The sequence below is a fragment of the Paenibacillus sp. y28 genome (genome assembly GCF_037137075.1).
In the GTDB taxonomy this organism is placed as follows: Bacteria; Bacillota; Bacilli; order Paenibacillales; family NBRC-103111; genus JBBBNV01.
This window is the reverse complement of the sequence record NZ_JBBBNV010000020.1, coordinates 1-23,833: the sequence shown is the minus strand read 5'-3', so window position 1 is coordinate 23,833 and position 23,833 is coordinate 1. Positions and strand designations below refer to the sequence as shown.

The 23,833-nt window shown below is 49.7% G+C and carries 26 protein-coding genes and 1 pseudogene; 3 read left to right on the top strand and 24 right to left on the bottom strand.

Annotated elements, in window-relative coordinates:
• Window positions 1–5: 5 nt before the first annotated feature.
• From WBG83_RS15630 to WBG83_RS15565, 14 genes and pseudogenes are all read right to left on the bottom strand, one after another.
• Window positions 6–1,199, bottom strand: a complete 1,194-nt coding sequence (locus WBG83_RS15630; protein ID WP_336746102.1) for a phage major capsid protein — start codon at window positions 1,197–1,199, stop codon at window positions 6–8.
• Complete coding sequence (locus tag WBG83_RS15625; RefSeq protein WP_336746101.1) at window positions 1,192–1,764, bottom strand: HK97 family phage prohead protease; 573 nt, start codon at window positions 1,762–1,764, stop codon at window positions 1,192–1,194. Before WBG83_RS15625 ends, WBG83_RS15630 begins: the two co-directional genes overlap by 8 nt.
• Window positions 1,757–2,935 (bottom strand): phage portal protein, encoded by a 1,179-nt coding sequence (locus tag WBG83_RS15620; RefSeq protein ID WP_336746100.1) that lies wholly within the window; start codon window positions 2,933–2,935, stop codon window positions 1,757–1,759. Before WBG83_RS15620 ends, WBG83_RS15625 begins: the two co-directional genes overlap by 8 nt.
• A 15-nt stretch (window positions 2,936–2,950) precedes the next feature.
• Window positions 2,951–4,675, bottom strand: coding sequence for a terminase large subunit (locus WBG83_RS15615; protein WP_336746098.1), 1,725 nt, complete (start codon window positions 4,673–4,675; stop codon window positions 2,951–2,953).
• Window positions 4,665–5,021 (bottom strand): P27 family phage terminase small subunit, encoded by a 357-nt coding sequence (locus WBG83_RS15610; RefSeq protein WP_336746097.1) that lies wholly within the window; start codon window positions 5,019–5,021, stop codon window positions 4,665–4,667. The genes WBG83_RS15615 and WBG83_RS15610 overlap by 11 nt, the downstream gene beginning before the upstream one ends.
• Before the next feature lie 67 nt (window positions 5,022–5,088).
• The gene (locus WBG83_RS15605) at window positions 5,089–5,385 is read right to left on the bottom strand and encodes an HNH endonuclease (RefSeq protein ID WP_336746096.1); all 297 of its coding nucleotides are present in this window, start codon (window positions 5,383–5,385) and stop codon (window positions 5,089–5,091) included.
• A gap of 159 nt (window positions 5,386–5,544) precedes the next feature.
• Complete coding sequence (locus tag WBG83_RS15600; RefSeq protein WP_336746095.1) at window positions 5,545–6,174, bottom strand: RNA polymerase subunit sigma-24; 630 nt, start codon at window positions 6,172–6,174, stop codon at window positions 5,545–5,547.
• A 5-nt stretch (window positions 6,175–6,179) separates the two neighbouring features.
• Window positions 6,180–7,560, bottom strand: a pseudogene (locus WBG83_RS15595) (DEAD/DEAH box helicase).
• Window positions 7,557–7,838: a VRR-NUC domain-containing protein gene (locus WBG83_RS15590; protein WP_336746094.1), complete on the bottom strand. Its 282-nt coding sequence runs from the start codon at window positions 7,836–7,838 to the stop codon at window positions 7,557–7,559. The pseudogene WBG83_RS15595 and the gene WBG83_RS15590 overlap by 4 nt, the downstream one beginning before the upstream one ends.
• A complete protein-coding gene (locus WBG83_RS15585; protein ID WP_336746093.1) occupies window positions 7,831–8,049 on the bottom strand; it encodes a hypothetical protein in 219 nt (72 codons plus the stop codon). The genes WBG83_RS15590 and WBG83_RS15585 overlap by 8 nt, the downstream gene beginning before the upstream one ends.
• Window positions 8,050–8,314: 265 nt before the next feature.
• Window positions 8,315–10,681 carry a virulence-associated E family protein gene (locus WBG83_RS15580; protein WP_336746091.1) on the bottom strand — a complete coding sequence of 789 codons (2,367 nt, stop codon included), beginning with the start codon at window positions 10,679–10,681 and terminating at the stop codon, window positions 8,315–8,317.
• A 205-nt stretch (window positions 10,682–10,886) separates the two neighbouring features.
• Window positions 10,887–11,012 (bottom strand): hypothetical protein, encoded by a 126-nt coding sequence (locus WBG83_RS15575; protein ID WP_336746090.1) that lies wholly within the window; start codon window positions 11,010–11,012, stop codon window positions 10,887–10,889.
• A 36-nt stretch (window positions 11,013–11,048) separates the two neighbouring features.
• Entirely contained in the window at window positions 11,049–11,441 is a 393-nt protein-coding gene (locus tag WBG83_RS15570) for a hypothetical protein (RefSeq protein ID WP_336746089.1), read from the bottom strand.
• Window positions 11,438–13,027: a DNA cytosine methyltransferase gene (locus WBG83_RS15565; RefSeq protein ID WP_336746088.1), complete on the bottom strand. Its 1,590-nt coding sequence runs from the start codon at window positions 13,025–13,027 to the stop codon at window positions 11,438–11,440. The genes WBG83_RS15570 and WBG83_RS15565 overlap by 4 nt, the downstream gene beginning before the upstream one ends.
• An 86-nt stretch (window positions 13,028–13,113) precedes the next feature.
• Here WBG83_RS15565 and WBG83_RS15560 point away from each other — a divergent pair, with 86 nt between their 5' ends.
• Complete coding sequence (locus tag WBG83_RS15560; RefSeq protein ID WP_336746087.1) at window positions 13,114–13,947, top strand: hypothetical protein; 834 nt, start codon at window positions 13,114–13,116, stop codon at window positions 13,945–13,947.
• A gap of 4 nt (window positions 13,948–13,951) precedes the next feature.
• Here the strand turns inward: WBG83_RS15560 and WBG83_RS15555 are convergent, their stop codons facing one another.
• From WBG83_RS15555 to WBG83_RS15510, 10 genes are all read right to left on the bottom strand, one after another.
• Window positions 13,952–15,913 carry a DNA polymerase gene (locus tag WBG83_RS15555; RefSeq protein WP_336746086.1) on the bottom strand — a complete coding sequence of 654 codons (1,962 nt, stop codon included), beginning with the start codon at window positions 15,911–15,913 and terminating at the stop codon, window positions 13,952–13,954.
• Entirely contained in the window at window positions 15,910–16,350 is a 441-nt protein-coding gene (locus WBG83_RS15550; RefSeq protein WP_336746085.1) for a hypothetical protein, read from the bottom strand. The genes WBG83_RS15555 and WBG83_RS15550 overlap by 4 nt, the downstream gene beginning before the upstream one ends.
• Before the next feature lie 62 nt (window positions 16,351–16,412).
• Complete coding sequence (locus tag WBG83_RS15545; RefSeq protein WP_336746186.1) at window positions 16,413–17,003, bottom strand: DUF2815 family protein; 591 nt, start codon at window positions 17,001–17,003, stop codon at window positions 16,413–16,415.
• A 176-nt stretch (window positions 17,004–17,179) separates the two neighbouring features.
• Entirely contained in the window at window positions 17,180–18,370 is a 1,191-nt protein-coding gene (locus tag WBG83_RS15540; protein ID WP_336746084.1) for a DUF2800 domain-containing protein, read from the bottom strand.
• The gene (locus tag WBG83_RS15535; RefSeq protein ID WP_336746083.1) at window positions 18,370–18,774 is read right to left on the bottom strand and encodes a hypothetical protein; all 405 of its coding nucleotides are present in this window, start codon (window positions 18,772–18,774) and stop codon (window positions 18,370–18,372) included. The genes WBG83_RS15540 and WBG83_RS15535 overlap by 1 nt, the downstream gene beginning before the upstream one ends.
• A 69-nt stretch (window positions 18,775–18,843) precedes the next feature.
• Complete coding sequence (locus WBG83_RS15530; RefSeq protein ID WP_336746082.1) at window positions 18,844–18,993, bottom strand: hypothetical protein; 150 nt, start codon at window positions 18,991–18,993, stop codon at window positions 18,844–18,846.
• Window positions 18,994–19,010: 17 nt separating this feature from the next.
• Window positions 19,011–19,145, bottom strand: coding sequence for a hypothetical protein (locus tag WBG83_RS15525; protein WP_336746081.1), 135 nt, complete (start codon window positions 19,143–19,145; stop codon window positions 19,011–19,013).
• A gap of 274 nt (window positions 19,146–19,419) precedes the next feature.
• Window positions 19,420–19,692 carry a hypothetical protein gene (locus WBG83_RS15520; RefSeq protein WP_336746080.1) on the bottom strand — a complete coding sequence of 91 codons (273 nt, stop codon included), beginning with the start codon at window positions 19,690–19,692 and terminating at the stop codon, window positions 19,420–19,422.
• A 203-nt stretch (window positions 19,693–19,895) separates the two neighbouring features.
• The gene (locus WBG83_RS15515) at window positions 19,896–20,672 is read right to left on the bottom strand and encodes a phage antirepressor KilAC domain-containing protein (protein ID WP_336746079.1); all 777 of its coding nucleotides are present in this window, start codon (window positions 20,670–20,672) and stop codon (window positions 19,896–19,898) included.
• Window positions 20,673–20,677: 5 nt separating this feature from the next.
• Window positions 20,678–20,866 (bottom strand): helix-turn-helix domain-containing protein, encoded by a 189-nt coding sequence (locus tag WBG83_RS15510; RefSeq protein ID WP_336746078.1) that lies wholly within the window; start codon window positions 20,864–20,866, stop codon window positions 20,678–20,680.
• A gap of 272 nt (window positions 20,867–21,138) precedes the next feature.
• On the opposite strand from WBG83_RS15510, the gene WBG83_RS15505 reads away from it, so the two are divergent.
• Window positions 21,139–21,939 (top strand): helix-turn-helix domain-containing protein, encoded by an 801-nt coding sequence (locus tag WBG83_RS15505; protein WP_336746077.1) that lies wholly within the window; start codon window positions 21,139–21,141, stop codon window positions 21,937–21,939.
• A 169-nt stretch (window positions 21,940–22,108) separates the two neighbouring features.
• Window positions 22,109–23,299 (top strand): tyrosine-type recombinase/integrase, encoded by a 1,191-nt coding sequence (locus WBG83_RS15500; protein ID WP_336746076.1) that lies wholly within the window; start codon window positions 22,109–22,111, stop codon window positions 23,297–23,299.
• The last annotated feature ends 534 nt before the right edge of the window (window positions 23,300–23,833 follow it).

Here is a 23,833-nt window from a genome sequence, read left to right as displayed (position 1 = left end):
AGCTGTTATTCCCCCGCTGCCGGGGTATAGGTCAGGTAGTAACCGGCGTTGGTGTCCCCAGCCTTTACGTCGAAACGGACAAACGCCGCAAGCAATTGACCATAAACGTTGTTATCGACCCACTTGACAGACACTTGCTTGCGGTTGAAGAATTTGCAGAATGCCTTGGCATCACCAATGAAGCCGACGAGATTACCTGCCGCCGTGCCGATCATATCATCGTCCAACACAACAATTTCCTTCCCCTTCAACCGCTTGCCAGACGCGACCGTGACGTCATCCTGCAGCAGATAGCGACCGTTCTCATCCTTGAGCAAGTCCAACTCGTTGAACAGCGATTGGGAGACGTACAGTTTGACTTGATAAGCAGTTTTGAAGCCGGTGTTGAGCAATGTGATGATATCGTCCAGTTTGGTTGCCGCTTTTGCTGGTGCCGTTTTGAGCACAGTAGCAATCGCATAGTTGCACGTGTTCAACTCCTGGTCTTGGATCTCCTCGTCGATAAGACCAACAATGTCATAGTCCGCATCATCGATCACCTCTTGGGAGATCGGGATGTAGCCACGGTACGTTTCGATGCTGTAGATTACCTCGGTGATTGTCGGTTTCGCCAGTTCCGGGTTTGCCTCCAATTCAGCAACGGTGTTCATTTTAGTACCAGACTTTTTGATTACCGGGTATTTGCCGGAAGACCGGCGAGCTGGAACGTTTTTCACATATTGCCGCAGATCGACACTATCTTCCACAGCCTTTTCCGGCGTAAGCAGTTCTTCCGGCACAAGTGCACCGCCATCGACGAGTTTGAAACCGTCAACCGCGCGAACCTCTGCGCCCTTCGAACGGATGTATGCATTTACCGCCGAGCGTAGTTCCTTGATTTGTTCTTTATCCATCTTCTTCTCATCTCCCGTTTTTCCGCGATTCAACGGCTTTTTGTTGTTGGAGCGCTCAAGCTCCGTTTCCAGATCCTTGATTTCCTGCTCCAGCGTCGCCTTTTCTTGCTCAGCATCTGTGATGGCCGTTTGGTTCTCTTGGATGTTTTGCTCCAACGCAGCAAGTTCTTCCTCGGTCTTGGCCTCGTCGACGGTCTTTTCCAAGTCGCTGCGCTTGTTGAGCAGTTCATGAAGCTTGTCGGTTATCGGTTTCAGCGCCGACCGCTTGAGGTTCAGTTTTGCGCCAATCAAAATCGGGTTACCCATTCTTCAACATCTCCTTCAATCTCTGTTTGGTTTTAGCGACCTTCTCGCTCTTAATCGACTCCGCATCTCGCTGTCGGGCAGAAATATCCGTTTGCATATACGCTGGAAAGGCGGTGGTAGACACCTCAAGTAATTCAGCTTCAAGGACTCTCCATTTCACAGCCCCGTCACCCCGGTCAATGCGTTCCTCGTGTGTTGGGTAAAAACCAAATGAGCAGCCTCTGACCTTGCCTGTCTGTACCTTGCGGTAGGCTGACTTGGCGTTAGGGTCTTCGAGATCAATGGTTACCTTCCCCCAAAGGCCTTTGTCGTCGGAACGCAGTTCTAGCGTATTGCTACCTGTAGATCCAAGCACGATGCGAGTATCGTGATTGTCCAATGCAACGATGTCCTTATTTCTCAGACTCTCCGCAAAAGCCCCCGGCGCAATTTCTTCAAACCAGCCTGGCCATAGTTCCGTCTCAGAGTTGTAGACAACAAAGTATCCTTCGAGGATCGCTTCGTTTTCGTTTTCCGACGCCCGAAGCTGTAGGTCAGAAATTACAGGCATGTACCGTTTATTCATTTGTCTCACCACCTTTCAGCTTCGACTGCTGTCCGAGCATGCTGGACGGGATATAGTTTTCCAGGATGATCAATTCCACCATCTCCTGATCAGGGTCCATGCCGATCCAGTCGCGCAACTCATTACGCCGCATGGCGTTCCGGTCCACCATCGCCGTGCCAGCCATGACCATCTCGCTTAGGTCATAAGCATATAAGCTGCGAGGATTGAGTCGGAAATACCATTCAGGATTAATCAGAAGGTCCCGGGTGAGTGGCTGCGCTATGCGCTGCCCGATGGACATGATGCGAGAGTTAACGAAGTTGTTGTATTCCTCTTTTTTGAACTCTCCAACACCCAAGAAAAAAGCCGGTACTCCAATGAGCCCAGCGATTGTTTTCTTATCGATTTCCATGCCCTCAATGATTGCTATATCCTTCAACGATAGCGGCTTTACCTGATGGACGTTCAGCAAATCAGCAGGGATGACCCAAGGTTTCCCTCCCTCCGTCTCATCAACATACTTCTGCAGTATCTTGTCCCGGCCTTCCTTCGTCCCCATTTCTTCCGTTATGGCATCAACAGCCAGAATCAATGTCGGCATATATTTGCCTGACATAAAATTCTGTTTGGTCTTCTGCGCCTGCGACAGCCCTTTGACAATATCCCGAAGCGCCACTCTATAACCGGTCCCGCGATAGGGATAATACGGATGCGGATTCAACACGAAATGTACAACCTCGTCCGGATGGTAAGTCACTCCGTTGTAGCTGATCGTATAATCCATGCCTTTATCGCCATCATTATAAATAACAGAAGGCATCTGGAACGGTGTCAGACTGTCAATAAGCCCCGTCTCGCGGTTGACTTCAATGTGCAGCAGTGAATTGCCATCTCCATCAAGCAGCAGGTCTCTAACGATCTTATAGAGCCATGTCTTACGGGTCATGAACTTGCAGGGCTCGATATCGATCTTTCGAGATAATTCGTTGCGAATTCTCCTGTCGCCCGTATCACTGTTCTCGACCAAGTGAATTGTCATGCTCGATACTAAGTCGGCAATTTTGTCCACCGCAATATGCACGTCCGGGTGATCAGATAGCCTCGTATACCCCGGAGTACCTGCATCCCCTAAGGCAATTTGTATTGACGTGGCAGATCTCGTTTTTGGTTTGCGTCTCCAAAACGGCATTTTGCACCTCCTCCCTTAGTTGTTAAGCCAACTGTTCGCCTCCGATGCCTTCGTCATGTTTTCCAGCATTTGCACTGCTGCGAAAACGGAAGCATCGAAAATATCAATCCGCATCTCAGGCATGATTTTTTCGAACTGCACCATGTCGTCCGTTTTTTCAATTGCATGCACATTTTGCAGGCAATATTCAAACGCCTGTGAATGCATGTAGTACAAATTACCATCCTTCGCAGATTTCTCAATACGCCGAAAGCCTTCTGACTTTTTATAAAAATACTGTGGCTGATCCACAACACTGAATCCTTTGCGCTTCATGCCTAAATAAAACTCTCGTCCGAATTTACGGTCGAAACCAATCTGTTTGATTTTAAATCCCATCGTTTTGAGTTCCACAAACCATTTGATTACATCGTCATAGTTGACCGTAGGTGTGTTACACATAGACAGCAGCCCATCATCTCGCCAGCCAAACAGCGGTATGTTATCTTCGTCCGCTTTTTGAGCAGCCGCCACAATTGGGAACCATGCGTGAGATATGATGATGTCCACACCGTTGTAGTGACCATACAGCGCCGCAGCCGTTAAGTCGTGCATGCGGGATAGGTCGGCCCCACCAAACCAATCGATGGGCAGCTTGAGCAGATCCTTGAGCGTCCATGTATACTTACTGTCACTTGTCCGGAACTCGTCGATGCTGAAATATGCTTTCATCGCTGACGTGTAGATATTCAGCGACTTGGCAAGGAACGATTTGCGTTGCTGGGGGTCATTTTGCGCCTGCATTGCATCGTTGAGCAGTTCTTGGCCGGACACTGATACGTTATAATTCGGGTTGGCCTTTTCATGTTCAATCGGGTTCGTGTAATCCACGTCCCCCGTTTCCGGGTTAACATCGGCTTTAGCGATAAACACGAACAGTTGATCATCCGTGACAGTACCATCCAGTACTTTGCGAGCGTAGACCTTGCGGTTATAGCAAAAGCTCGCCATGTTATCGCCAGCGGTTGTGATGCCTATGCAAAGGCTGTTGCGGTATGCTTTGCCGGATTCTTTGATCGTATTGTATTGGCTTGCACTCCGATAAAGGTGTAGCTCGTCCAGTATCTGAATGAGCGTATTTAGCGAGTCCATCCTGTCGCTGTTGCCAGCAATCGTCTCGATGCGCATATACCCACCTGGCAGCTCCCCGCTGATGCTGTGCTCCTGATTGTTATCCAAGATGCGAAAGCTTTTTTCCTCACCCATGTTACGGATGTTGTAAAGCAAAAAGTTAAAGCTTTGTAGCGCTTGTTTGAGCTGCGCACCAACAATGACAATTTCCGCGCCTGAGCGTCGCTCCAGTAAACCAAGCCCCCATGACAAGGCAGACATAAACGGCGTCTTGCCTTGCTTTCGTGGCAGCATAATAAACGCTTCCTTGAAGCGGCGCAGCTTGGTGCCTTTCTGGAAAAAGCCGAGCAGATTGTAAACCACAAATTTTTGCCACGGCTGCAACAAAAAAGGCCGTCCTCGTAACGGATGGCCCTCCATGTCCTCGCCCTTTTGGTGGACGAATGTCTTCTCAATGATTCCTATGACAAATTCAGCGTCTTTCGGATTGAAGTCCCACTTTTCGTTCTCTATGTCCCGCAAAAATCTGCGACACATCTGGATCGTCTCACGGTTGGCGACTTTTCTACCCTCCACGACGCTGTTGGCATACTCCATTACGGTGTCATAGTGTTTTGGCTTAGTCGCCATCCATCGCACTCAGCGCCGCAGCCAATGTGGATTGTTGCTGCTTTTCCACAGTCACGGTTTCAAGCGCCTTGGGGTTGAGGCACAGCCGATCGGAGTATGCCAATATATCCTTGCGCAACGACTCCAGAGTTGCAACAATCGGCGCTTTTTTTGCACCGCCAGCGGCGGTATAGGTTTCGTACTCGTAGCCCTCGTCCTCGAACTTTTTGTTGAGCACTAAATACTGATACACCAGCTCAGAATACATGTCGATTATGCGATTGTACTGGGTTTTATGGACTCCTAGCTTTTTCATATCCTCGATTGTCCGGCGTTTAATTGTTTCCTTTGTCGGTACGCTTGCCATGCCTCTCACCTCCCAAAAAAAATTTCCTGTGGCCGCACTATTGGAAAAGGCTCCCCAGCCCGGTCCCTTAAACGTTGTATCCCTTAGCTTGGAGGAGGGGGGATACCCTTGCCTTCCATCGCTCCCCTGCTTCCGTCAATTCGTCCGTTGTTCGGTTATGCATCGTATCGTGACACGCGCCACAAAAGCTGACCAGATTTTCACTGACCAGCTTAAACTCCGGATACTGCTCCAGCGGGTGCGCGTGGTGTACAGTCGTCGCCGATGTGCTGCGTCCATATCGCTTGCACTCCTGACACAAATATTCGTCACGCCGAAGCACCGTTTCACGCTTGCGAAGCCATTTGGTCGATTTATAAAACATGGTCTCCCTCCTCCTCCGAGAATGACAAAGGACGCCTTAAAATGGGCACCCTCATGTCGTTTTGCCTACTTTACAATTATTCCATACTAGCATTATAGCACGGAATTTCGAACAAATGTTCCTGAATTTTTACTGATTTTTTACTGGATTTTTACTGAATTATTTCTGATTTTGCGTCAGCTCCGCGAATTCCTGTAGCGCTCTCTTGCGAAGTGAATAATAAACTGTCTGTGATAAGCCCATCGTTCGGATAATCTCTTGAGAGGACAGGCCGTCCACATACTGTAGCCGAAGCGCCTGGGCGTACTGCTGATTGTACTCGCCCAGCACCTCGAAGACTTGCTCGTAGTATGCTGCCTGCACCTTCAGGTCCTGCAGCTCGGACATCCGTTCAATCACAGCTTCGAATCCCTCAGCTGTCCCGGTGCGGGCTTCCAGCACTCGCTGGATTTTCTGCTGCAGCTCCCTCAGCGTCTTCTCGTCCTCATCATCAAGCCCTTTCAGCCCGGTAACCTCGTGCAGCTGACTCCTCGTACCCAATGGATACCGCTCCAGGTAAGCATGCGCCGTGGTCTCAAGCTGCTGCTCACGCTTAGACAAGTACATGTATGACGGCATATCGCGCAGTTGGCGATGCAGCGCCTGCAGCTTATCATCCCCGTATACCGCGGACAGGTACATGCCGTTGCCGATTGGCTGCCGCTCCAATATCCGGATCCGGCCAAGGATGCGTTTGTACTCTTTCAGGTGTTCAATCACGCTGTGCTCTTGTGACTTTTGTGCTCCCATTCGGCTCACCGTCCTTTGATTTTATCAATTCGGGCCTTCACGGCCTGCATCAGTTCTTCCTGTCCCGCAGCTTTTTGCTCCAATGCAGCTACCGCCTCCTCGTCCATGGTGCCCTCAGCAACTAATCGCATGATAACGATGCTTCTGGTCTGGCCCTGCCGATGTACCCGGGCATTCGCCTGCTGGTCCTCCTCCAGACTCCAAATCTGGTCGAACCATACAACCGTCTGGCAGCTTGATTCCTGCAGATTAAGTCCGTGGCCGGCCGACTTCGGATGAAGCAACAGAAGCGGGATCTCGTCATTGTTCCAAGCTCTTATATCCTCGTTCCCGTCCTTACCTTTCCGCAAGATGCGGGCTTGCGGGAATCGTTGTTGGATCCGGCTCAAGCTGTGCTGGAAATTGTAAAACACCATGACCGGCTTACCCTGTGCTGCCTCAACGATGTCCTCCAGCGCATCCAGTTTGGCCTCGTGTATCAGTTTAACGCCGCGTTCTTCGTCATAGACGGCGCCAGAGGCCATTTGCAGCAGTTTATTGCTCAAGACAGCTGCCGTGTTTGCTACGACATCTGCATCTGCAAACGGCAGAAGCAAATCCTCTTCCAGTTTTTCGTACAGGTCCCGGGCTTTCCCTGTCATTCTGACCGGGACGATGCGGTCAATCCGTTCAGGCAAATCCAGCCAATCCTCAGCCTTCATGCTGACTGCGATATCACCTATCGCCTCGTAAATCCGCTCTTCGGACTCTTTTTTCTGTTTCCAGTCATACACGACATGTCCGCTGCGGGCACCGGGAGTGAAATATCGATCGCGGAAGCCTGTTATCGTCTTGCCCAGCCGCTCCCCTTGGTCCAGCAAGTAAATTTGCGGCCATAGGTCCATCAAGCTATTGGGTGCCGGTGTACCGGTTAATCCGATAACTCGTTTCATCATCGGCCGGACCCGGCGCAACGCTTTGAAGCGCTTGGATTGCTGATTCTTAAAGCTGCTCAACTCATCGATAACGACAGTGTCAAACGGCCATTTGCTACCGTACTCACCTACCAGCCATTCAACATTCTCCCGGTTAATCACCCAAATGTCTGCATCAGCTTTCAGTGCCCGGCGGCGCTGCTCTGCGCTGCCCAGTACTTTGCTGATTTTCAAGTGCTTCAGATGGTCCCACTTCTCAACCTCGCGGGCCCAGGTATCATCAGCAACCCGCAACGGGGCGATGACAAGCACGCGGCCGGCATCATAGTAGTCATTCAACAACATGTCTATGGCGGTCAGCGTAGATACAGTCTTGCTAACCCAAGCCCATCTCCAGCAACAATGCAATAAATCGCGTGTCCAAAATACGCTGTGTTGCGTATTCCTGATACTCATGTGGGATGAACTTCATTTTGGCATCACCTCCGCTATGAACCGGTCAATATCTTCGTTCGAATCGATTTTGTAGTGTTGATGTCCAAGCCCCAATAACTTTTTTGCCCACCGTACCTGCAGCGGGTCAAGTTGCTTTCCTGGTGCCTTCATCTCGACATATACAGTCCGGCCATTTGGCAAAATGACCAAACGGTCCGGTACTCCTCGGTTTCCTGGCGACACCCACTTAGGCGCCAACCCTCCCACTCGTTTCACTTCTCGGACCAGTCTTCGTTCCAAGATTGATTCACGCACCGATATCATCCTCCGGATCTGGTACCTCCCAAAGCCATGTGCTCCCAGTATTGATTGTCTTCACGTTCAAGACCTTCCGTGCTGCCTTAAGCTCTGTTCGAGTAATGCCTAATTTTGAACAATGGGCCTTGACCACATCGTATGGTTTCGGACCATCGGCCAAAAATAAGGCCACGATATCTGCAACAGAATCTATGTCATTTCTAGGCATCTATTAACCCTCCTATCGTTTGCCGTTTTGCCTTCTACACACACGTACTGTTAGAATCCCTATTTAACCATAGTCGCTATATAGTTAATTACTACATCTACTATTACTATTAAATTTACGGCAACTTCGGCAACCGTAACCGCCAATCCTTGGTGCGTATGGGGTTTCGCGATTGCCGTAAAATCATTTTTCGGGCAACCTTACGGCAACTATGGCAACCGCTTAACCCTACTTACGGCAACCTTGGCAACCTCTCGGCAACCATTTACGGCAACCGCTCAAAAACTCTTTGAACGCCATATCCAGATACTTTTGCTTTCCCGGTCCGCTCCGCCCAACCTGGTATGCGGCGTAAAATATCCATGATATCTTTTCCATCCCAAGGCTTCATGTCCCCACGCTTTTTCCCAAGACATTCGGCCCATATTTGGGCTGCACACACGCGCCGACGTGTCTGGCCTGTCGGGCGGTCCAGCTCATCCAGCTCCTCGGACTCCAGCCATTCCTGAATAAGCCCCTCCCGCGGGTCACTCTCCATATGTGCTGCCTGCTGCCGCTCCGCCTCCATACGGGCCTCGCTGTCAAGCTCCAAGGATTCCCCCGCCTTGAACCAGCTCAATACCTCCGCCCAGATTTGGCAGACCTCATCGTCGCTTAAATGGTCCCAATGACTGAGCTCCGCGCGCTCCGGCAGAACCTCAACCGGCCAAAAACGGCGGTTTCCGGTTGCATCTCTTAGAAACTCCCGTGTGTTCGTGGTCCCGAAGAAGACGCACTTCCGCGGAAACTCACTCACCTGACGGTCATAGGCCACCCGATAACGGTCCTCGGTCTTGGACAAGAATGCCTTCACCTCTTCGACTTCTGTCCTCTTCATGGCCGATAACTCGCCTATTTCAAATATCCAACCGCTCTGCAGATGCTCCCCCGCCTCTTTGTTCTCGAACGTCCGCAGGCTATCCGAGAACCATTCCCTGCCCAGCTTTGCCAGCAATGAGCTTTTCCCGGCCCCCTGTGGACCCACAAGGACAAGCATCTGATCAAACTTACATCCAGGACGATAGAGCCGTGACACAGCCGCAAGCAGCATTTTCCGCGTTATTTGCCGGACATAATGCGTGTCAGCCGCACCCAGGTAGACAGTGAATAGCCGCTCTGCCCGTTCCACACCGTCCCATTCTGCACTCTCGATATACGCTTTAATTGGATGAAACGTGTTCCGGTGGACAATCTCCGTAAAGGCGTTCTGGATGGTCTTCCCGCTGTTGATTCCGTGTATTTTGGAAAACCAGTGCTGTAGACGCTTATCATCGGCCCCCAGCCAAGGTTCATAAGAACGACCAACGCGTTCCAGATCACGCCACGGTAGCGGGCGCCGAACAACCTCCGTATTGCCGAAAGCGTCATAGGCCAGGACACCACGCCAAGGCCCATGTTCCAGCAACAGTTCCACATTGCCGGCCGTCGGCAAAGGCAGACTGGTCTTGTTGTGGATCTCCAGCTCTGTCTCCCAGTCGTCGTCCTCTAGGTCATCGTCTTCTAAGCTGCCTGCCATAGCATCAGCCTCTACCATATCTCCAAAGTCCGCGAAATCCGCCTGTCGTTCAGCAAGAGCAAGCTTTTTCACTTCTGGCAGCTTGATTATCCAATGCTCCATAGCCATGTGACTCGGCTTTTTAGCATCTGGCGTATGCTCCTTGACCCGTTCGTCCAGATGCCCAAACTTATGCACCCGAACAAGGTCGAATAGGTTATAGGTCCGGCCGTCAGCAACCGGATCGCTGTCCTGATGCGAATAGGCCAAGTCCTGTTCCGGATATATCTCCAGCCCGTTGGCGGATGTGCCGTGAGCGTAGGTGTAACGGTTTGGCATCGTCCCCGTGTGGTATACATCGGAGAGGAAAGTGTCAATGCCCTCCTCAATGGTGAACGCTCGGCAGAATAACCCTATCGTGCCAAATTTCTCACGTGGATCCTGTGCACGGGTAGCTGATACCCGAAGCGCCTTGACCTCATCCGGATGACGCGGCCACGCCGCTACGTCTGACCAGTCATCGTACTCTGCTAGCACGCTGTCAACGCTGACCGGATCTCCTTCATAGACCTCCAGCACCGGCTCCGCGTCCTTGCTGCAGCTCGGAAGGTACATCAGCCGGTGAATGTGGAACGTCGTCTTGTCAAAATACCGCATGCCGATTTGCTCGGCCAGCTTCCGGCTGACGGCCGTGTATTCGTCCGGCGTCATGGCGCGGTCAACCGGAATGATGAGCCGGTACTTCGGTTTCGCTGGACGGTGGCTATGTGTGGAATAGATAACATAAGCTGTACCACCCAGAACGAGCTCGCAGGTGAACAGGAAACTGTCGTCAGCAAAATCCGCGTCGAGTGTAATCAGGCTGCGGGTATCTACATTCTCTTTTTTGCGCCGACCGCCTCGGACAAGCCCGCCAACGAAAGCGGACCCGTCCTTCACTTTGCCTTTGTCTGCGACGTTCATCGTGTCATACTGCGCCATCGTCTCTGCTGTCCGCCGCACCTTCCGGAGACGATCGACAAACTCTTCCCATGTCAGATACTCCGGCTTCCAATTTGTGTCGGCGTGGTGCTTTCCGAAACTAATATCCAGTTCCATGCTCGTCACTTCCTTAAGTAAATCTCTTACGGGGTTACTTAATATTCAACTTGTTCGTCGTATTCTGGATGTTTGACTACTCTCATGGCCGTACATTCTTCATCGTCCATCATGTTAAGAATGAACGACGGGCATCCGTTTTCCCTTAGAATCTCCCTATCCGTTTTGCGCTGTTGCTCTTCCATTGTCCCATGTCCTTCCGTATTCATGATGTTGCATCGTCATCCGAAACAAGGAACAACCATTTTTCAAAACTTAACGGACTCATTCTGTTCTGACAGCAAGCAATGCAGTACATTTCGTAAGCCTTCCAGTTCACTTCATCGTTCATGCTCAATTCCTCCTAGTACGCTAGATATTCATTTTGTTACGAGTCGATTTTTAACATAATCGCCATCTGACAAATGTCCGTCCGGCTGCAGCCAAGTATCCGGGCGGCCTCTGACCGATTGCGGCGATAGCGCTTGTAATTGTCCAGCATCCAATCTCGCTGGAAGTCGGATATGATAAATTCCGGTTCTTTTGGCTTACACTCCGGCGCCATCATTTCATACACTCTTTGCTTTGCTACCTGCCGGACCACTCTCCGCCGTACCATGGCTGTCAAAGACTGCCGTACCGACCGGGGCGGTACCCCCAATACTTCCGCCGTCTTGACCGAGCTTCTATCGCAGTTGAAATAGGCGGTTAGCAGTTTCGCCTGATTCGCGGAAAGGCTCCCGTTTTCAAGATGACTGGCAATCATCTCAGCTTCGTTCATGCGAGCATCTCCTCCCAAGAGAATCGATCGGTATATTTAGGGATGCAGTGTTCTGGGAGATTCGCTCTGACAAGGGCTGCCGGAATGACCGGAGCTACTGAATTACCGCATTTTGCGACTTGCTCAGCCTGCGTAAAAGGCTTTCCGTTAAATACGAGATTAATAATGTACGATTCTGGAAATCCCTGCGCTCTGTAAAGCTCCCTCGGCGTCAACATACGCATACCAATATCGACTATTACGTAATCTACGCCCCGGATACGGACGAGCACCAAACCGAACCGGTCATGAGTCGTTACTGTGCCGAGTGGTTCTTGCAACTCCTGCCCGATACTGCTGCCATAGTAAGCGACCATGAAGGCGTAGACAGCACCGATGTGCATACCTCCGGCCGTGATAGTTGGGACTGGGTCAGTCATGGCGCTACCGATATTTTCACCACGGAATTTGATTAGATGACTCAACACAAGACCATAACGGTTTGATGTATCTAGTGTCATAATTGGCTGGTCAAGTGTCTGGCCTCGAACCTCATGTCGCTGCGTCTCGCTATGGTATTGGATCAGGTTTGCACATGCGAGCATATGCTCCCCCTTTGTCGTGATAGTTGTAAGGGGCTGGTTAAGCCCATACTGAAGCCGGTCACTTCCGTAGTTGGTCTGTCCGATTCGAACAATATATGGAGTAGCCAGCCCTATCCCATTCTTCCCGGTAATTGTTTGAAGTGGCTTGTCGAGTCCTTGCCCGCGAAAGTCCTCTCCACCATGATTCACGTTAACCAGGTACGGGGCCATGAAAGGCGCCCCACCAGCTGCAGCCACCTGCAAGATGAACTTGTCGATTCCGCGGGCAATCCGGCGCTTTGTGTTATCAGCCAGTTCACGCTTCCGCCCGAATATGGAGGGAACCGGAATCGACCAATCGATGATATCAGCTGCTCGTCTGTACGGTAGCAGGCCACCGGTCGTGATTTTGAAGGGCTTCGTGACAGGCACATGTGTAGGCTCCGGCCAGACAATCGGGCGCCCGTCTCTCCGAGCTATCATGAACAATCGTTTGCGAATCGTCGGCGCACCATAATCGCAAGCTTTCAAGATGCGCCATTCTACTTCATAGCCTTGCCGCTTCAGAGCGTTAACGAATGAGCGGAATGTCCGACCTTTCTGCGACTTGATCGGCTTACCGTATTCATCTAGAGGCCCCCAATCCTGAAATTCTTCAACATTTTCGAGCATAATCACCCGAGGACGTGCTGTTGCTGCCCAGCGAACCGCTACCCAGGCAAGCCCCCTGATGCCTTTCTTTCGCGGCTTTCCACCTCGGGCTTTACTGTGATGGGTGCAATCCGGTGAGAGCCAGCAAAGCGCCACCGGCCGTCCTCTGGTGACCTCCAAGGGATGGACGTCCCAGACCGACTCGCAATAATGCTTTGTGTCAGGGTGATTCGCTTCGTGCATAGCGATTGCCGCTGGGTCATGATTTATCGCAGCATCCACGCTACGGCCAATCGCCAGTTCAATCCCGGTTGATGCCCCGCCCCCACCGGCGAAGTTATCTATGAAAATTTCTGAAAAACACGAGTTCAATTAGAACGTCTCCCTTCTGTAAAGTATTTACAATGGACTTCTTGTCCTTTAAAATTGATCTATTCTAAGAAAAGGGAGAAGTCTCCATGAATGGATCATCTGAGAAACAGACGATACAGGTTGGTTTGGTAATGCCTATTGCACTGATTGATAATTGCGGGCCCGATCATTGGATTGAAGTAAAATCCATTATTATCGAGGCTCTTACAAACCACGAAAAATACCATTTTGAAACTCGCATCGTTAGCGAATCTGATAGTAGCGGACTTATTCACAAAAGAATAGTTCAGGGGCTCTACACTTCTGATATTGTGATATGTGATGTAAGCTGCAAGAACCCAAATGTGATGTTTGAATTAGGTATGCGACTGGCGTTCGATAAACCCACTATCATAATTAAGGATGACAAGACCAATTACTCATTTGATACAGGCGGTATTGAGCACATTGAATATCCAAGGGATTTAAGATTTGCAAAAATTAAAGATTTTAAGATCACTCTTCTTAAGAAAGTAGTAGCAACATATGAAGACTCAATAACGGATACGACACATTCCCCGTTTCTTAAAAATTTTGGTCAGTTCAAAGTGGCAAAGCTGGAAGAAACAGAAGTTACTCCTACCGACCTTATTTTTGAAAGACTTACGGAAATTCAAACTGATATTGCAACTTTAAAGCGGCAAATTGAACCAAAATCTTATGGTGGCAAGGTATCCGACAGTTCAAGATATCGACTAAAGCCCGCGATTGAACTTGCCATTAAAGATTCCGTAAATCAGTATATAAATAATTCGGATTCTGCAACTGTAAATGAGCTAGATGCTATAAGACACGTTACGAATAGTGGAATAATACCAGAAATTCCAGGTGCCTTACTTAAAGGTTATATAAGAGATTATCTTGATGAAATTGGATATTAGCTATTTAATCCTTCATATAAAAATCACATTCGAACCCGGCTGCTGCCAGCGGCAGCCCGGGTGCCCAATCAATCGGCTTACTCATCACGGCAACTACATGCTCTACAGAACCGGTCCCCAACGGCACCTCCAGCACTACCTCGTCATGTACATGCATCGCAGTCGCATATCCTTCAGCATCCAGGCGCATCAAGCTCTCGGCCAGACAATCCCGGGCAATGGCCTGCACCAAATTCTCCACCAACCGGCCGCCGTACGTCCGGTGCGACATCCATTTCTTTTTCACCTGATCCATTCCATCAAAGACAAGGCCCTCTTTATCGAAATTCGGGTCCGGCTTAATCCGCGGATTGACGTATGCAAGACTCCGTCCACTCGGCAAATCGGCGAATAACATCCCCGCTTCATACCGATAACGGACACCATGTGCCAGCTTGACAGTCGTTCTTTCCCGCACAGCTGTAACAGCAGCATCCTCAGCGGCATACCACAGCTTGACGATGTTCGGGTTGGCTGCACGCCACTGTTTAACTAGCGCCGGCAGCTCGTCCTCAGCTATACCGCCCTTAAGCGCCCCCATAGCAATCAGCGCATTCGGCCCACCTTGATAACCACACGCTAAAGTTGCTACCTTCCCCTTTGCCCGCAGCTCGTAATTGGCATTACCTTTCACAATCGTCTCAAAAGGCACTTTAAACATGTTGGCAGCTGTGGCTTCATAAATCTTGCCGTGTCCGCGAAATACGTCAAGCACCCAATGCTCGTCCGCCAGCCACGCAATAACGCGCGCTTCGATGGCGGAGAAGTCGGAAACGATAAACCGGCTATTATCTGAAGGAATGAACGCTGTCCGGATTAATTGGCTGAGAACAAACGGCGGCGCGCCGAATAACATTTCCAGCAGCTCGAAGTCTCCGCTGCGCAGAATTTCCCTCGCCAGTGCCAAATCCTCAATTTTGTTCTGCGGCAGATTCTGCACTTGAATCAGCCGACCTGCCCACCGCCACGTTCGGCCTGCGCCGCAAAACTGTAGCAAGCCCCGGGCCCGGTCATCTGCACAACTGGACCGTTGCATGGCATTGAATTTGTCCACACTGGTCTTGCCCATCTCCTGACGGATTTCCAGTACCCGTCGTGTTTCCTCATCCGGCGCCGCCTCAAGCAGAGCTGACATAAACTCCTTGCTAAGGCCGTCCGGTGTCTCCAGCCCGCGTTCAGCAAGCCAAGCTTTGAGTTGCTGCAGGCTATTTGGGTTATCAAGCCCTGTTATCTCTTTAGCCTCCTGCAGAAGCCGGACCTCATACTGCTCGTCGCATGCGATTGCAGCATTGTATAATGCCGGATCCAGACGAACGCCGCGGTCGTTAATGGTCTGGTCAAGCGCCCACAAACGCCATTCGTGTGCCGGTAGCGGGAAGCGTTCCAGATGACGCCGCACCTCGCGCTCCACGACAACATCCTGCCGGTTGTATTCGATATACTGCTGCCACTTCTCGGGGTCATGGTGCGGATAATTTCGTGTCCGGCCGCCGTTGACCTTCGTCGGCTTGCATGGCACGCTGAAATATTTGATAAGAGCCTTACCTTTGTTATCCTTCTGGGCGTCCAGCTTCAGCACTTCCGCAACACCCTCCAAGTAACCAGGCAAACCGAGTGCCAAAGCATGCACAGCAGTACAACACCACTCCAAAGGGTTACAATAGATGCCGAAATGCTTGGCAATAGCCGTCCTCTCAAAATTTGCGTTGAAAGCTGTCTTAAGAACGTGCGGATCCGTCAGGTCATTCCGTACTCTCTCCGGCAAATCTTCAAAAGCGGTCAAATCGACAACCTGAACTGGTTCATCCCCGTATGCGTATGCGAATAGAAGGATTTCAAAGTCTGGGGATTCGACGTAGCGATACACACCGCACTTCGTCAGGTCAACAGATGAGTAGGTTTCAAGGTCAATTTGCAAGACGGTCATAATACTTTCCCACCATGGCGAACAGGCCGCGTCGCGTTGAATACCATCTTCTGGCGAATAGCTTGTTCCAAATCGATTCCAAGGTAACCGCACATGTCGAAGATGCGGATAACAACGTCGGCCAACTCTGTTGGGATGCCGCAAGGCTTGTCTCCCTCGTAATAAACCTCCGTGAAGCCCCTACCGTTTCGGTAGTCTTCCAATGCCTCAGACAGCTCCGAGTGCATAAGGGCAATCATCTCACCAAATGTACGCGGCTCCTCGTACCATCCCTTATCAATAGCGTTTTGATGTGCTTCATGGGCAAGGCTGTTAATGCTGCTTACCTCATCCAAGCCGCGGACATATTTTTTTGTTGTGGAATATGCTTGGATCTCTTTGCCATGCTGCGAGCTGAGAATTTGAGTGTCGAGCCAGTTCAACAAATCTTTTTTCATACTGCCAACCTCCTGAAATTGGATAGGAAAGGGGACCCGTTGCCGAATCCCCTATGAAGGTATTAGTTCAGAAAATCTTCGTCGTCGCCGTCATTGTCAAACTCTTCGTCGGCAAATTCATCGCTTACGCTGCTTCGGCCGCCCAAGAAGTCTCCATCCTGTATTTTAACGATGTTATTCAAGCCGGCTGCAATGCCACGGTTCCCTTTCGCATCGAACGGGAAGAAGTTCAGGCTTACCTTGGCATAACATCCAGAATAGACCTCAGTGGTGTCGGTGATTTCCTGAAATTTAGTCTTACCGTTAGCATCTTTGCCAATGGGCTTTGCAATACCAGGCTTGTTTTTGCTGGAAGCATTCAGGAAGTAGTGGCCGGCATATGCTTCGTCGTCCGGACGCTCTTCGTCGCCGTCCCGCAGCGGCGTTTTGCAGTTTGCTGGAATTTTCCCGCCCCACTTGCTCTTGCCGAGCTCCTTCGCCGCATCAACAGCAGCTTTGATTTTGCGCAGTGTTTCCTTGTCCGATTTCGGAATGAGAATCGCAGTACTGTATTTTGCATCGCCCCCGTCGATTGACTGAGGTTCGAAAACGTGAGTATAAGAGAGACGTACCTTTCCTGTGATTACCTTAGTTGTTTGGTTGTCGATTGCCATTTGAACATGTCTCCTTTTGGTTGGTTTATTCGGTATCTTCTTGTATTCAAAACGCCATTTACGAGCATCATTGCCGATTTTCTCGAAAAGCTGCTTGCGAGCAACGCTTTTACTTGGGGCAACGATTCCGAAACACCATTTCTTTGACCAGTTACTCCAGACGCCCCATTGCTCGGTCATCCGAAATCCTCTCCCGCGAAATCAGCACTCACGCTGTTCAGCTCCGGCCGCCTGTCCGTCTCCGGCACAAGCACCGGTTTCCCTAGCGGTTTCACAATCAGACCATCCAGCAGTGCAGCAAGCTCCTTCTTGCCTATCCGCTTCTCCAGCTCACCAATGCCGAGCAACTCACGGGGCTTCAGATATTTATTTGCTTCCAGCTTGGCCTCTTCCAACACTTTCCAAGCAGTATCCTTGTCCGTAATGGCCCGGTTGCTCCGGCCTTCGACCAGCTTCCAGGACGGGATACGTTGTCCGGCTTTGGCCTGTTCAAAGGCGTAATCTTCGACATCAGCTGCCCAAGCTTTGAGCTGCTGCGCTATGTGCAAAATGGAGCCAATCTCATCAAGGCTCAGCAATGCAGGATCCTGAAACTCATAAGCAAGGGCCTTCAAGTTTTCATCAGCGCGGGTCCTGCAGGTTGCCTTGACCTTGCACCAGCGACAATGCTCTCCGGCTTTGTGTTCTCCTTCACCTGCGTCAGCCAAAGCTGCAGCAGGCCTGACCACTGTCTCCGCCCATTCCAGTAGCTCATCAATTTGCATGGTGTCCGTGCTGACACTGTCCAATCGGGGCTGTACGATGGTCATGGCAACCTCACGAATGTCGTAAAGGTAGCTGTAGGCCGACCACGCGCCGAGAGCATAAAGCCGCATCTGTGGGTTACCTGTCGCGCTGACTGGGACACCCTTCCCGTATTTCAGGTCAATCACTTCAAGAACCCCATCAGCAATCAGGACAACATCCCCGGTCCCTTTCCCATCCGGCACCCATTCCGAATAATCCAGACGCTCCTCCAGTAGCAGCACGGCATCAGAACTCCGAGCTTTCGCTGCCATGAAACGTTCCTCTACCAGCTCTACGTAATCCTGTACAGCGTTCTCCATTTCGGGTCCATAGTACGGACTGACCTCTTTGAAGTGAGCCATCTTGTCATCCAATTCTTTACGCTGACTTGAATTGCAGATGGTCAGGCGCCGACGCAGCCGGAGCTCGGCCAGTTCGTGCGCAGCTTCTCCTTCATTGGCGTACTCGCTCCTCGTATCTGGAATGGATTCCTGCATCCGGGCACTGGGCGGGCAGTTAATCCACTGCGCCGCCTTGGATGCGCCGAGTAAAGCATGTGTTCGTTGGGCATGCGCCACCATTACAGCAACGCCTCCAACTCCTCCATAAATGCGACCCGCTGCCCATCGGGAATATCCGAAATGGACTTGCTGCTAAATTGCTCAAGTAGCGCTTTAACCGCTGCGCGGCCGCCATCTTTCGCACCTACCTCCTGCGCTTTTGCCCGGAGATCCACAACAGTCGGCACAGGACCGCCAGCGGCGTTTTCATCTTGGGACTCCTCCTGCACCGCCTGCTTGACAGTCGGCTCTTCTTTTACCGTTTCCGACTTGGAACGCTCCTGACGGGGTTTGCTTGCCTTGGATACTTCTTGTGCGGCTGGAGCTGCTACGTTGGCTGAGCCAGTAAACAGTGCATGCAGACCAACAAATTCCTGATGAGCTTGAGCGGCATTATCGCCTTTGATGATAATTTCGATTGACATATGAGTCCTCCTATATTGAATGAATTGAAAAATATGATATACTGGCCTTAATTGATTTGTTTTTTCTGATTAGCTGCCCTGGTCGGCAGCTTTTCGCATTTCATAGCCATACAGAGCATCTTCGATGGTAAATAGCTTGCGGGCATAGCTGTGCATCCCGCCTGTGCTGCAGGCGTCAGCGTCACACACTTGCTGAATCCAAAAAAATGTACCGTCCAACCTTGTAGCCCCTCCTCTCATGCCGCCAGATAAGCCTCCCATGTACCGAGCTGCACCCGGGCAACGAACTCTTCAAATGTCAGGCCATACCGTGCATTTACACTGTGATAGACAAAATAATCACCGAGCTTGTCCAGCCTCTCGTCCGACATCGCACTTCTTCTCTCCTTTCTTTGGCACGTAAGGAATGAAATCCACGCCTTCCGGCAGGTTCTCTCTGACTTCAACCAGGACACCGTGGGCGTTAATTTTTGCGTATACGATAATTTGCTGCCATTTCATTTGGGTGTTCACTTCCTTTCATGCTGCTTAATCCCACTCTCCTCCTTGAAGGCGGAGAGTCGTTCTCCCGTAAGAACCGCGTTGCTACGCCAATGAATTAGCCGTGTTCCTGTCAAAGCGTCTACCCACGCGTTGATTTTTTTATTACCAGCTATTCACGATTTCTTCGATTGCCTTCAAAGTGGGCTGAGCCAACCACCAACGCTTGCGATTCTTCTTGCGCTCATGCATCCTGACTCTTGGGTCAGGCAAAATATCGTCTTCCAAATACCTCACTGACATCGACGTCAGCTCGCTGAGTTTGTTGATGTCGACCAGCAGTAACTGCTGGTTGATTTGTCTCTGCAATTCACGCTCAATGAAACTTGCTACTGCCTTTTCATCGATTTCAATGTTGATTTTTGCTGTTTGTAGCAATCTTCTTCACCGCCTTCCGCCCGATAATCAGGCTACCGGTTTAAGCTTCATCCTTTATTTCAATTCTGTGCAAAATTGCGTTGCCAATTTGTCCTCGTTTTCAGCATCCATATAAGTAACAACTTCAAAATTGAGGGCGTTAAAATCGGAACTACTATCTAATCCTTCAATATCACGAAGCACATTGTACTGTTAAGTTTTGCTCACAAGGCTGCTATCTCTTTAACACACGACTTGTATCTATTAATGAAGTATATTTGCCCTTTACCAGTGACTTTCGGTGTTTTGCTGATGGTGACGTGACCATCAGAATGCGTAATACTGGTTGCTTTTATTTCGAACAATCCCATCTCCATTGAGCGCTGTGTGGGCATATTGTAATCAGAGCCTTTCCGGCGAATCAGATACCCTTCCTCCCTAAGTTTTTCAAACAAACGCTTCTCGCCGGTATCCACTCCGTTTTGCTTTAGGATTTTCGCCAAATCCCTAACAAGTATGCTTGTCTTACTCACCGCGACAGAATCAGCAAATATCACCTTCGGCTTGTCCGTTTCAACCTTTGCAGCTAATTTCGCCTTCTCCTCGTTCGCCTGCTTCAGACGTTTCGCCAAATCTATGATCGTATCGGGGTTGAGCAGCACCTCCTCGATTTTGGCCGGAGTAAGGTATCCGCCGTGTTGACGGATAGCTGGAAGGATTTCGTCAGCCACCTTAGCCTGAAATACTTCAGCCACTTCGTTTTTGGCTTTCATGGCAAGGCGGTAAAAGATATTTTCTGGGATGAATCCGTCTTTCCCAACTTGTTGGGAAAATCCGATTTCTGACAAGTAGCCATACACTGTTTCCCAACGAACATACTCATTGCCGTTTTTGGACTGAATAAAACCAAGTCCTCGTGCGACATCTTCAAGATTCAACTGTGCAGTTCCGACAACGTCCACGTATCCGCGAACGCCTTGAATAATTAATGGAGCAGCCATTCCGCTTACCTCGCTTCCATTTCGAGTATTTGAGCAATGACCGGCTTTTGCTTTACTCCTTCACGTGTGCCTTTAAAAATCTCAGATACATAAGTTACTGACACGCCAAGCTCAGCAGCCAATTCCTTCATCTTAATGTTCTTTTGAAGCATGATCGTCCTTGCTTTCAATCCAAATTCAGTGTAGTGAGTCACTTACATCCCCCTCCTTCCTCCCAATCTTTGTAAAAACACAGCTTAATTGTTGACATTCGACCGAAAATATTCTATTATCGGAAAGAAGGCATAACCAAATAAAATTCGTTGGGGAACGATTTTTAAACGTGGGTCATTTGACCTCTGGTTTTTTATTGCCTTTTTTGCTGCCAATTAAGCTGTTGACCTCATAATAACCGAAAATATAGATTCGGTCAACACCTATAATCGAAAATTTAGATTTTTTTCTTTTGGAAGGATGCGTGTTGATTATGAGTATAGTAGAAAATATAAAGCGCTTGTCCAAAGAGAAAGGCACAACTATCCCTAAATTAGGGATGGAGCTTGGTTTTGGGAATGGGGCAATCTATAACTGGGATAAAAGTTCACCATCGATAGATAAAATACAAAAAGTAGCTGAGTACTTCAAAGAATCCGTAGACGTAGTATTATATGGTTTTGAGCTCACTAGATTTGAGGAGCTATTTAGGATCATCATGAATAAAAGAACCTGCGAACAATTCGCCAATGATTCAAGCATAGATTTAGATATAGTAGAAAATTACGCTTTTGGCATTACTACTGAAAAGCCGCCTTTAGATTTAGTTAAGAAACTAGCAAGTAGCAATCCATATAAGTTAATTGTTGATGACGAGAGTCTATTTGCAGCAGCTGGATACAAATTGGAGGAAATCGGCAGCAATCCGCTAGATGACATCCCCCTGGAACTGCTACACCACTACCAAGAACAAGGGATGAGTGAATCTGAAATGGCCGTAGCTTATGCAAAATTTAGGGAAGCCGAACTTCAAGATGTCATGAATGAACCTGACACTATAGCGGCACACCATGACGGTGAAATTCAGATAAATACAATCCCTGATTGGGCAACATCTAAAGACAAACTAGATTTCAAAAAATTCCTTGAACAGGATGCCGAGCTTATGTTCGATGGAAAACCTATGAGCGAAGAGTCCAGACAGCGTATCCTGGGTTATGTTGAAGGTCTATTCTGGGAAGCTAAAGAATTGAATAAAAAAGCTCGCAGCAAAAAGCAGTCAGATAATACCTAAGCCATATAAACAATTTAAGGGTCCTATACCTTGGGGTCTCCCGCCGTAAGGCGGTTTCCTACACACTCAAAACCAAACATATGTTCCGATTTCAGAGAATCTGAAAGGAGGTGATGCCCTAACTATTCCGTCCCCAAGAGCGTCTACCCACGCAAAAGGATGGATACGTATGGAACTCCACAAAACGAAACATGATGAAGTGTACTATTATTTTCTGAAAAATGGCGATAAGCGTTATTTGTACCGACACAAGTATTACGATAATCTTGGGAAGCGGAAAGAGAAGAAGGAGAGCGGGCTTGTAACGGAGAAGGAAGCGTTGCAGGCGCTGATTGAAGTAAAGGCCGCGCTGCTGAACGGGCAAGTAAAGCAAGTCGAGCACAATCAGATGACCGTAGCCCAATGGCTGGACATCTGGTATGAGACGTACAACAGCAGCTGGGAAGTCACGTCGAGAAAACAGCGGGAAAACGCGATCAAGTACCAAATGAAGCCGCTTCTCGGCAAGTACAAGCTCAACTCTCTGGACAAGACAACGTATGTCCGGGCGTACATCAATGTCCTTAAACAGAAATATAGCGACCGGACGGTGGCGCTATTCCATCGCTTGTTTAAAATCGCCATTAACGCAGCCGTAGAGGATGAGATCATCCCACGGAATCGATTCCAAAAAGTAACCGTCGAGGTCAACGACGGGCTGGAGAACGTCCTAACGGCGGCGGAACTGGATTTATTTCTGCAAACAGCCAAGCAATACGAGAACATCACGAACTACACACTCATTCTATTACTCGCCTTTACTGGACTCCGCAAAGGCGAAGCGCTTGGTTTGCGATGGAAGCATATCGACTTTAACGAGAATACACTGACGGTTGAATGTACCCGCGACCGATATGGATGTAGAACGCCTAAAACGAAAAACAGCTATCGCACGATCCCAATTGATCAGGTGCTGGTTAATCAACTTCTTACTTATCAACGGTGGTGTGTAGAGACAAAGTTCTCATACGGCATGAAGCTGGATAAGGAGGACGACTTCATCTTCATCTCATTCCAGGACGGAATGCCGATCGCGGAGAACATGGCCTTCTACTCGTTCAAGCGTATAATTAAGAAACTTCAAAAAGAAAAAACACCGATTAGAGAAATCAGCCCGCATGGCCTCCGCCATACGCACGCAACCATTCTGATCAATCAGGGGATACCGGTCAAAACAATCGCTGATCGGTTAGGCAATACGCCGGACATGATCCACAATGTGTACGCCCACTCGTTCAAGGAATATGAACTGAAGGCGGTATCTGCTTTCAGCGGCAGTCTGACTTTTGGGGCGAGTGGGGCTAAAAGTGGGGCTACTTGAACGGACAACGCCCGCAAGCCCTTATATATCAAGGCTTTTTGTCATCGTCGAGTTCTACAGCCGTTAATTGTAGTCAACAGAGCACTATCCTCCGGGATAGTGCTTTTTTTTCATTTCGATTCTTTGTGCTCTATCAGCATTCAAGCCCCGGAATGGCAGAGCCGGGACCATTTGTACATTGTCCCTTGTACATTGTCCCTGGCTCCGGGCTGTTGCTCCATGGCGCAGCCAACCGCCTACCATACAGCGAAACCGGCGTGCTGGATCGGCTGGCGATAGCGGCGCGAGACGCTCTATTTTTTCCCAGCTCAGTCGTTGCCCCTTGTGGATAGCCCGACAGAGAACAGCCCCTCGGTTACTGCGGGATATGCCTGCGCATAACTCACATTCCGCACCCCTACGACTCTGAAAATGGCCAATTTTGGTGTATGCTAGAGTTATAGAATCGAGAGTCGGGTCAGGAGTGGATACAACGATGCAAATGGAAAATTTCTATGAAGTCGGTTATCTGCCGTTACTCAGCGGCATCATGAA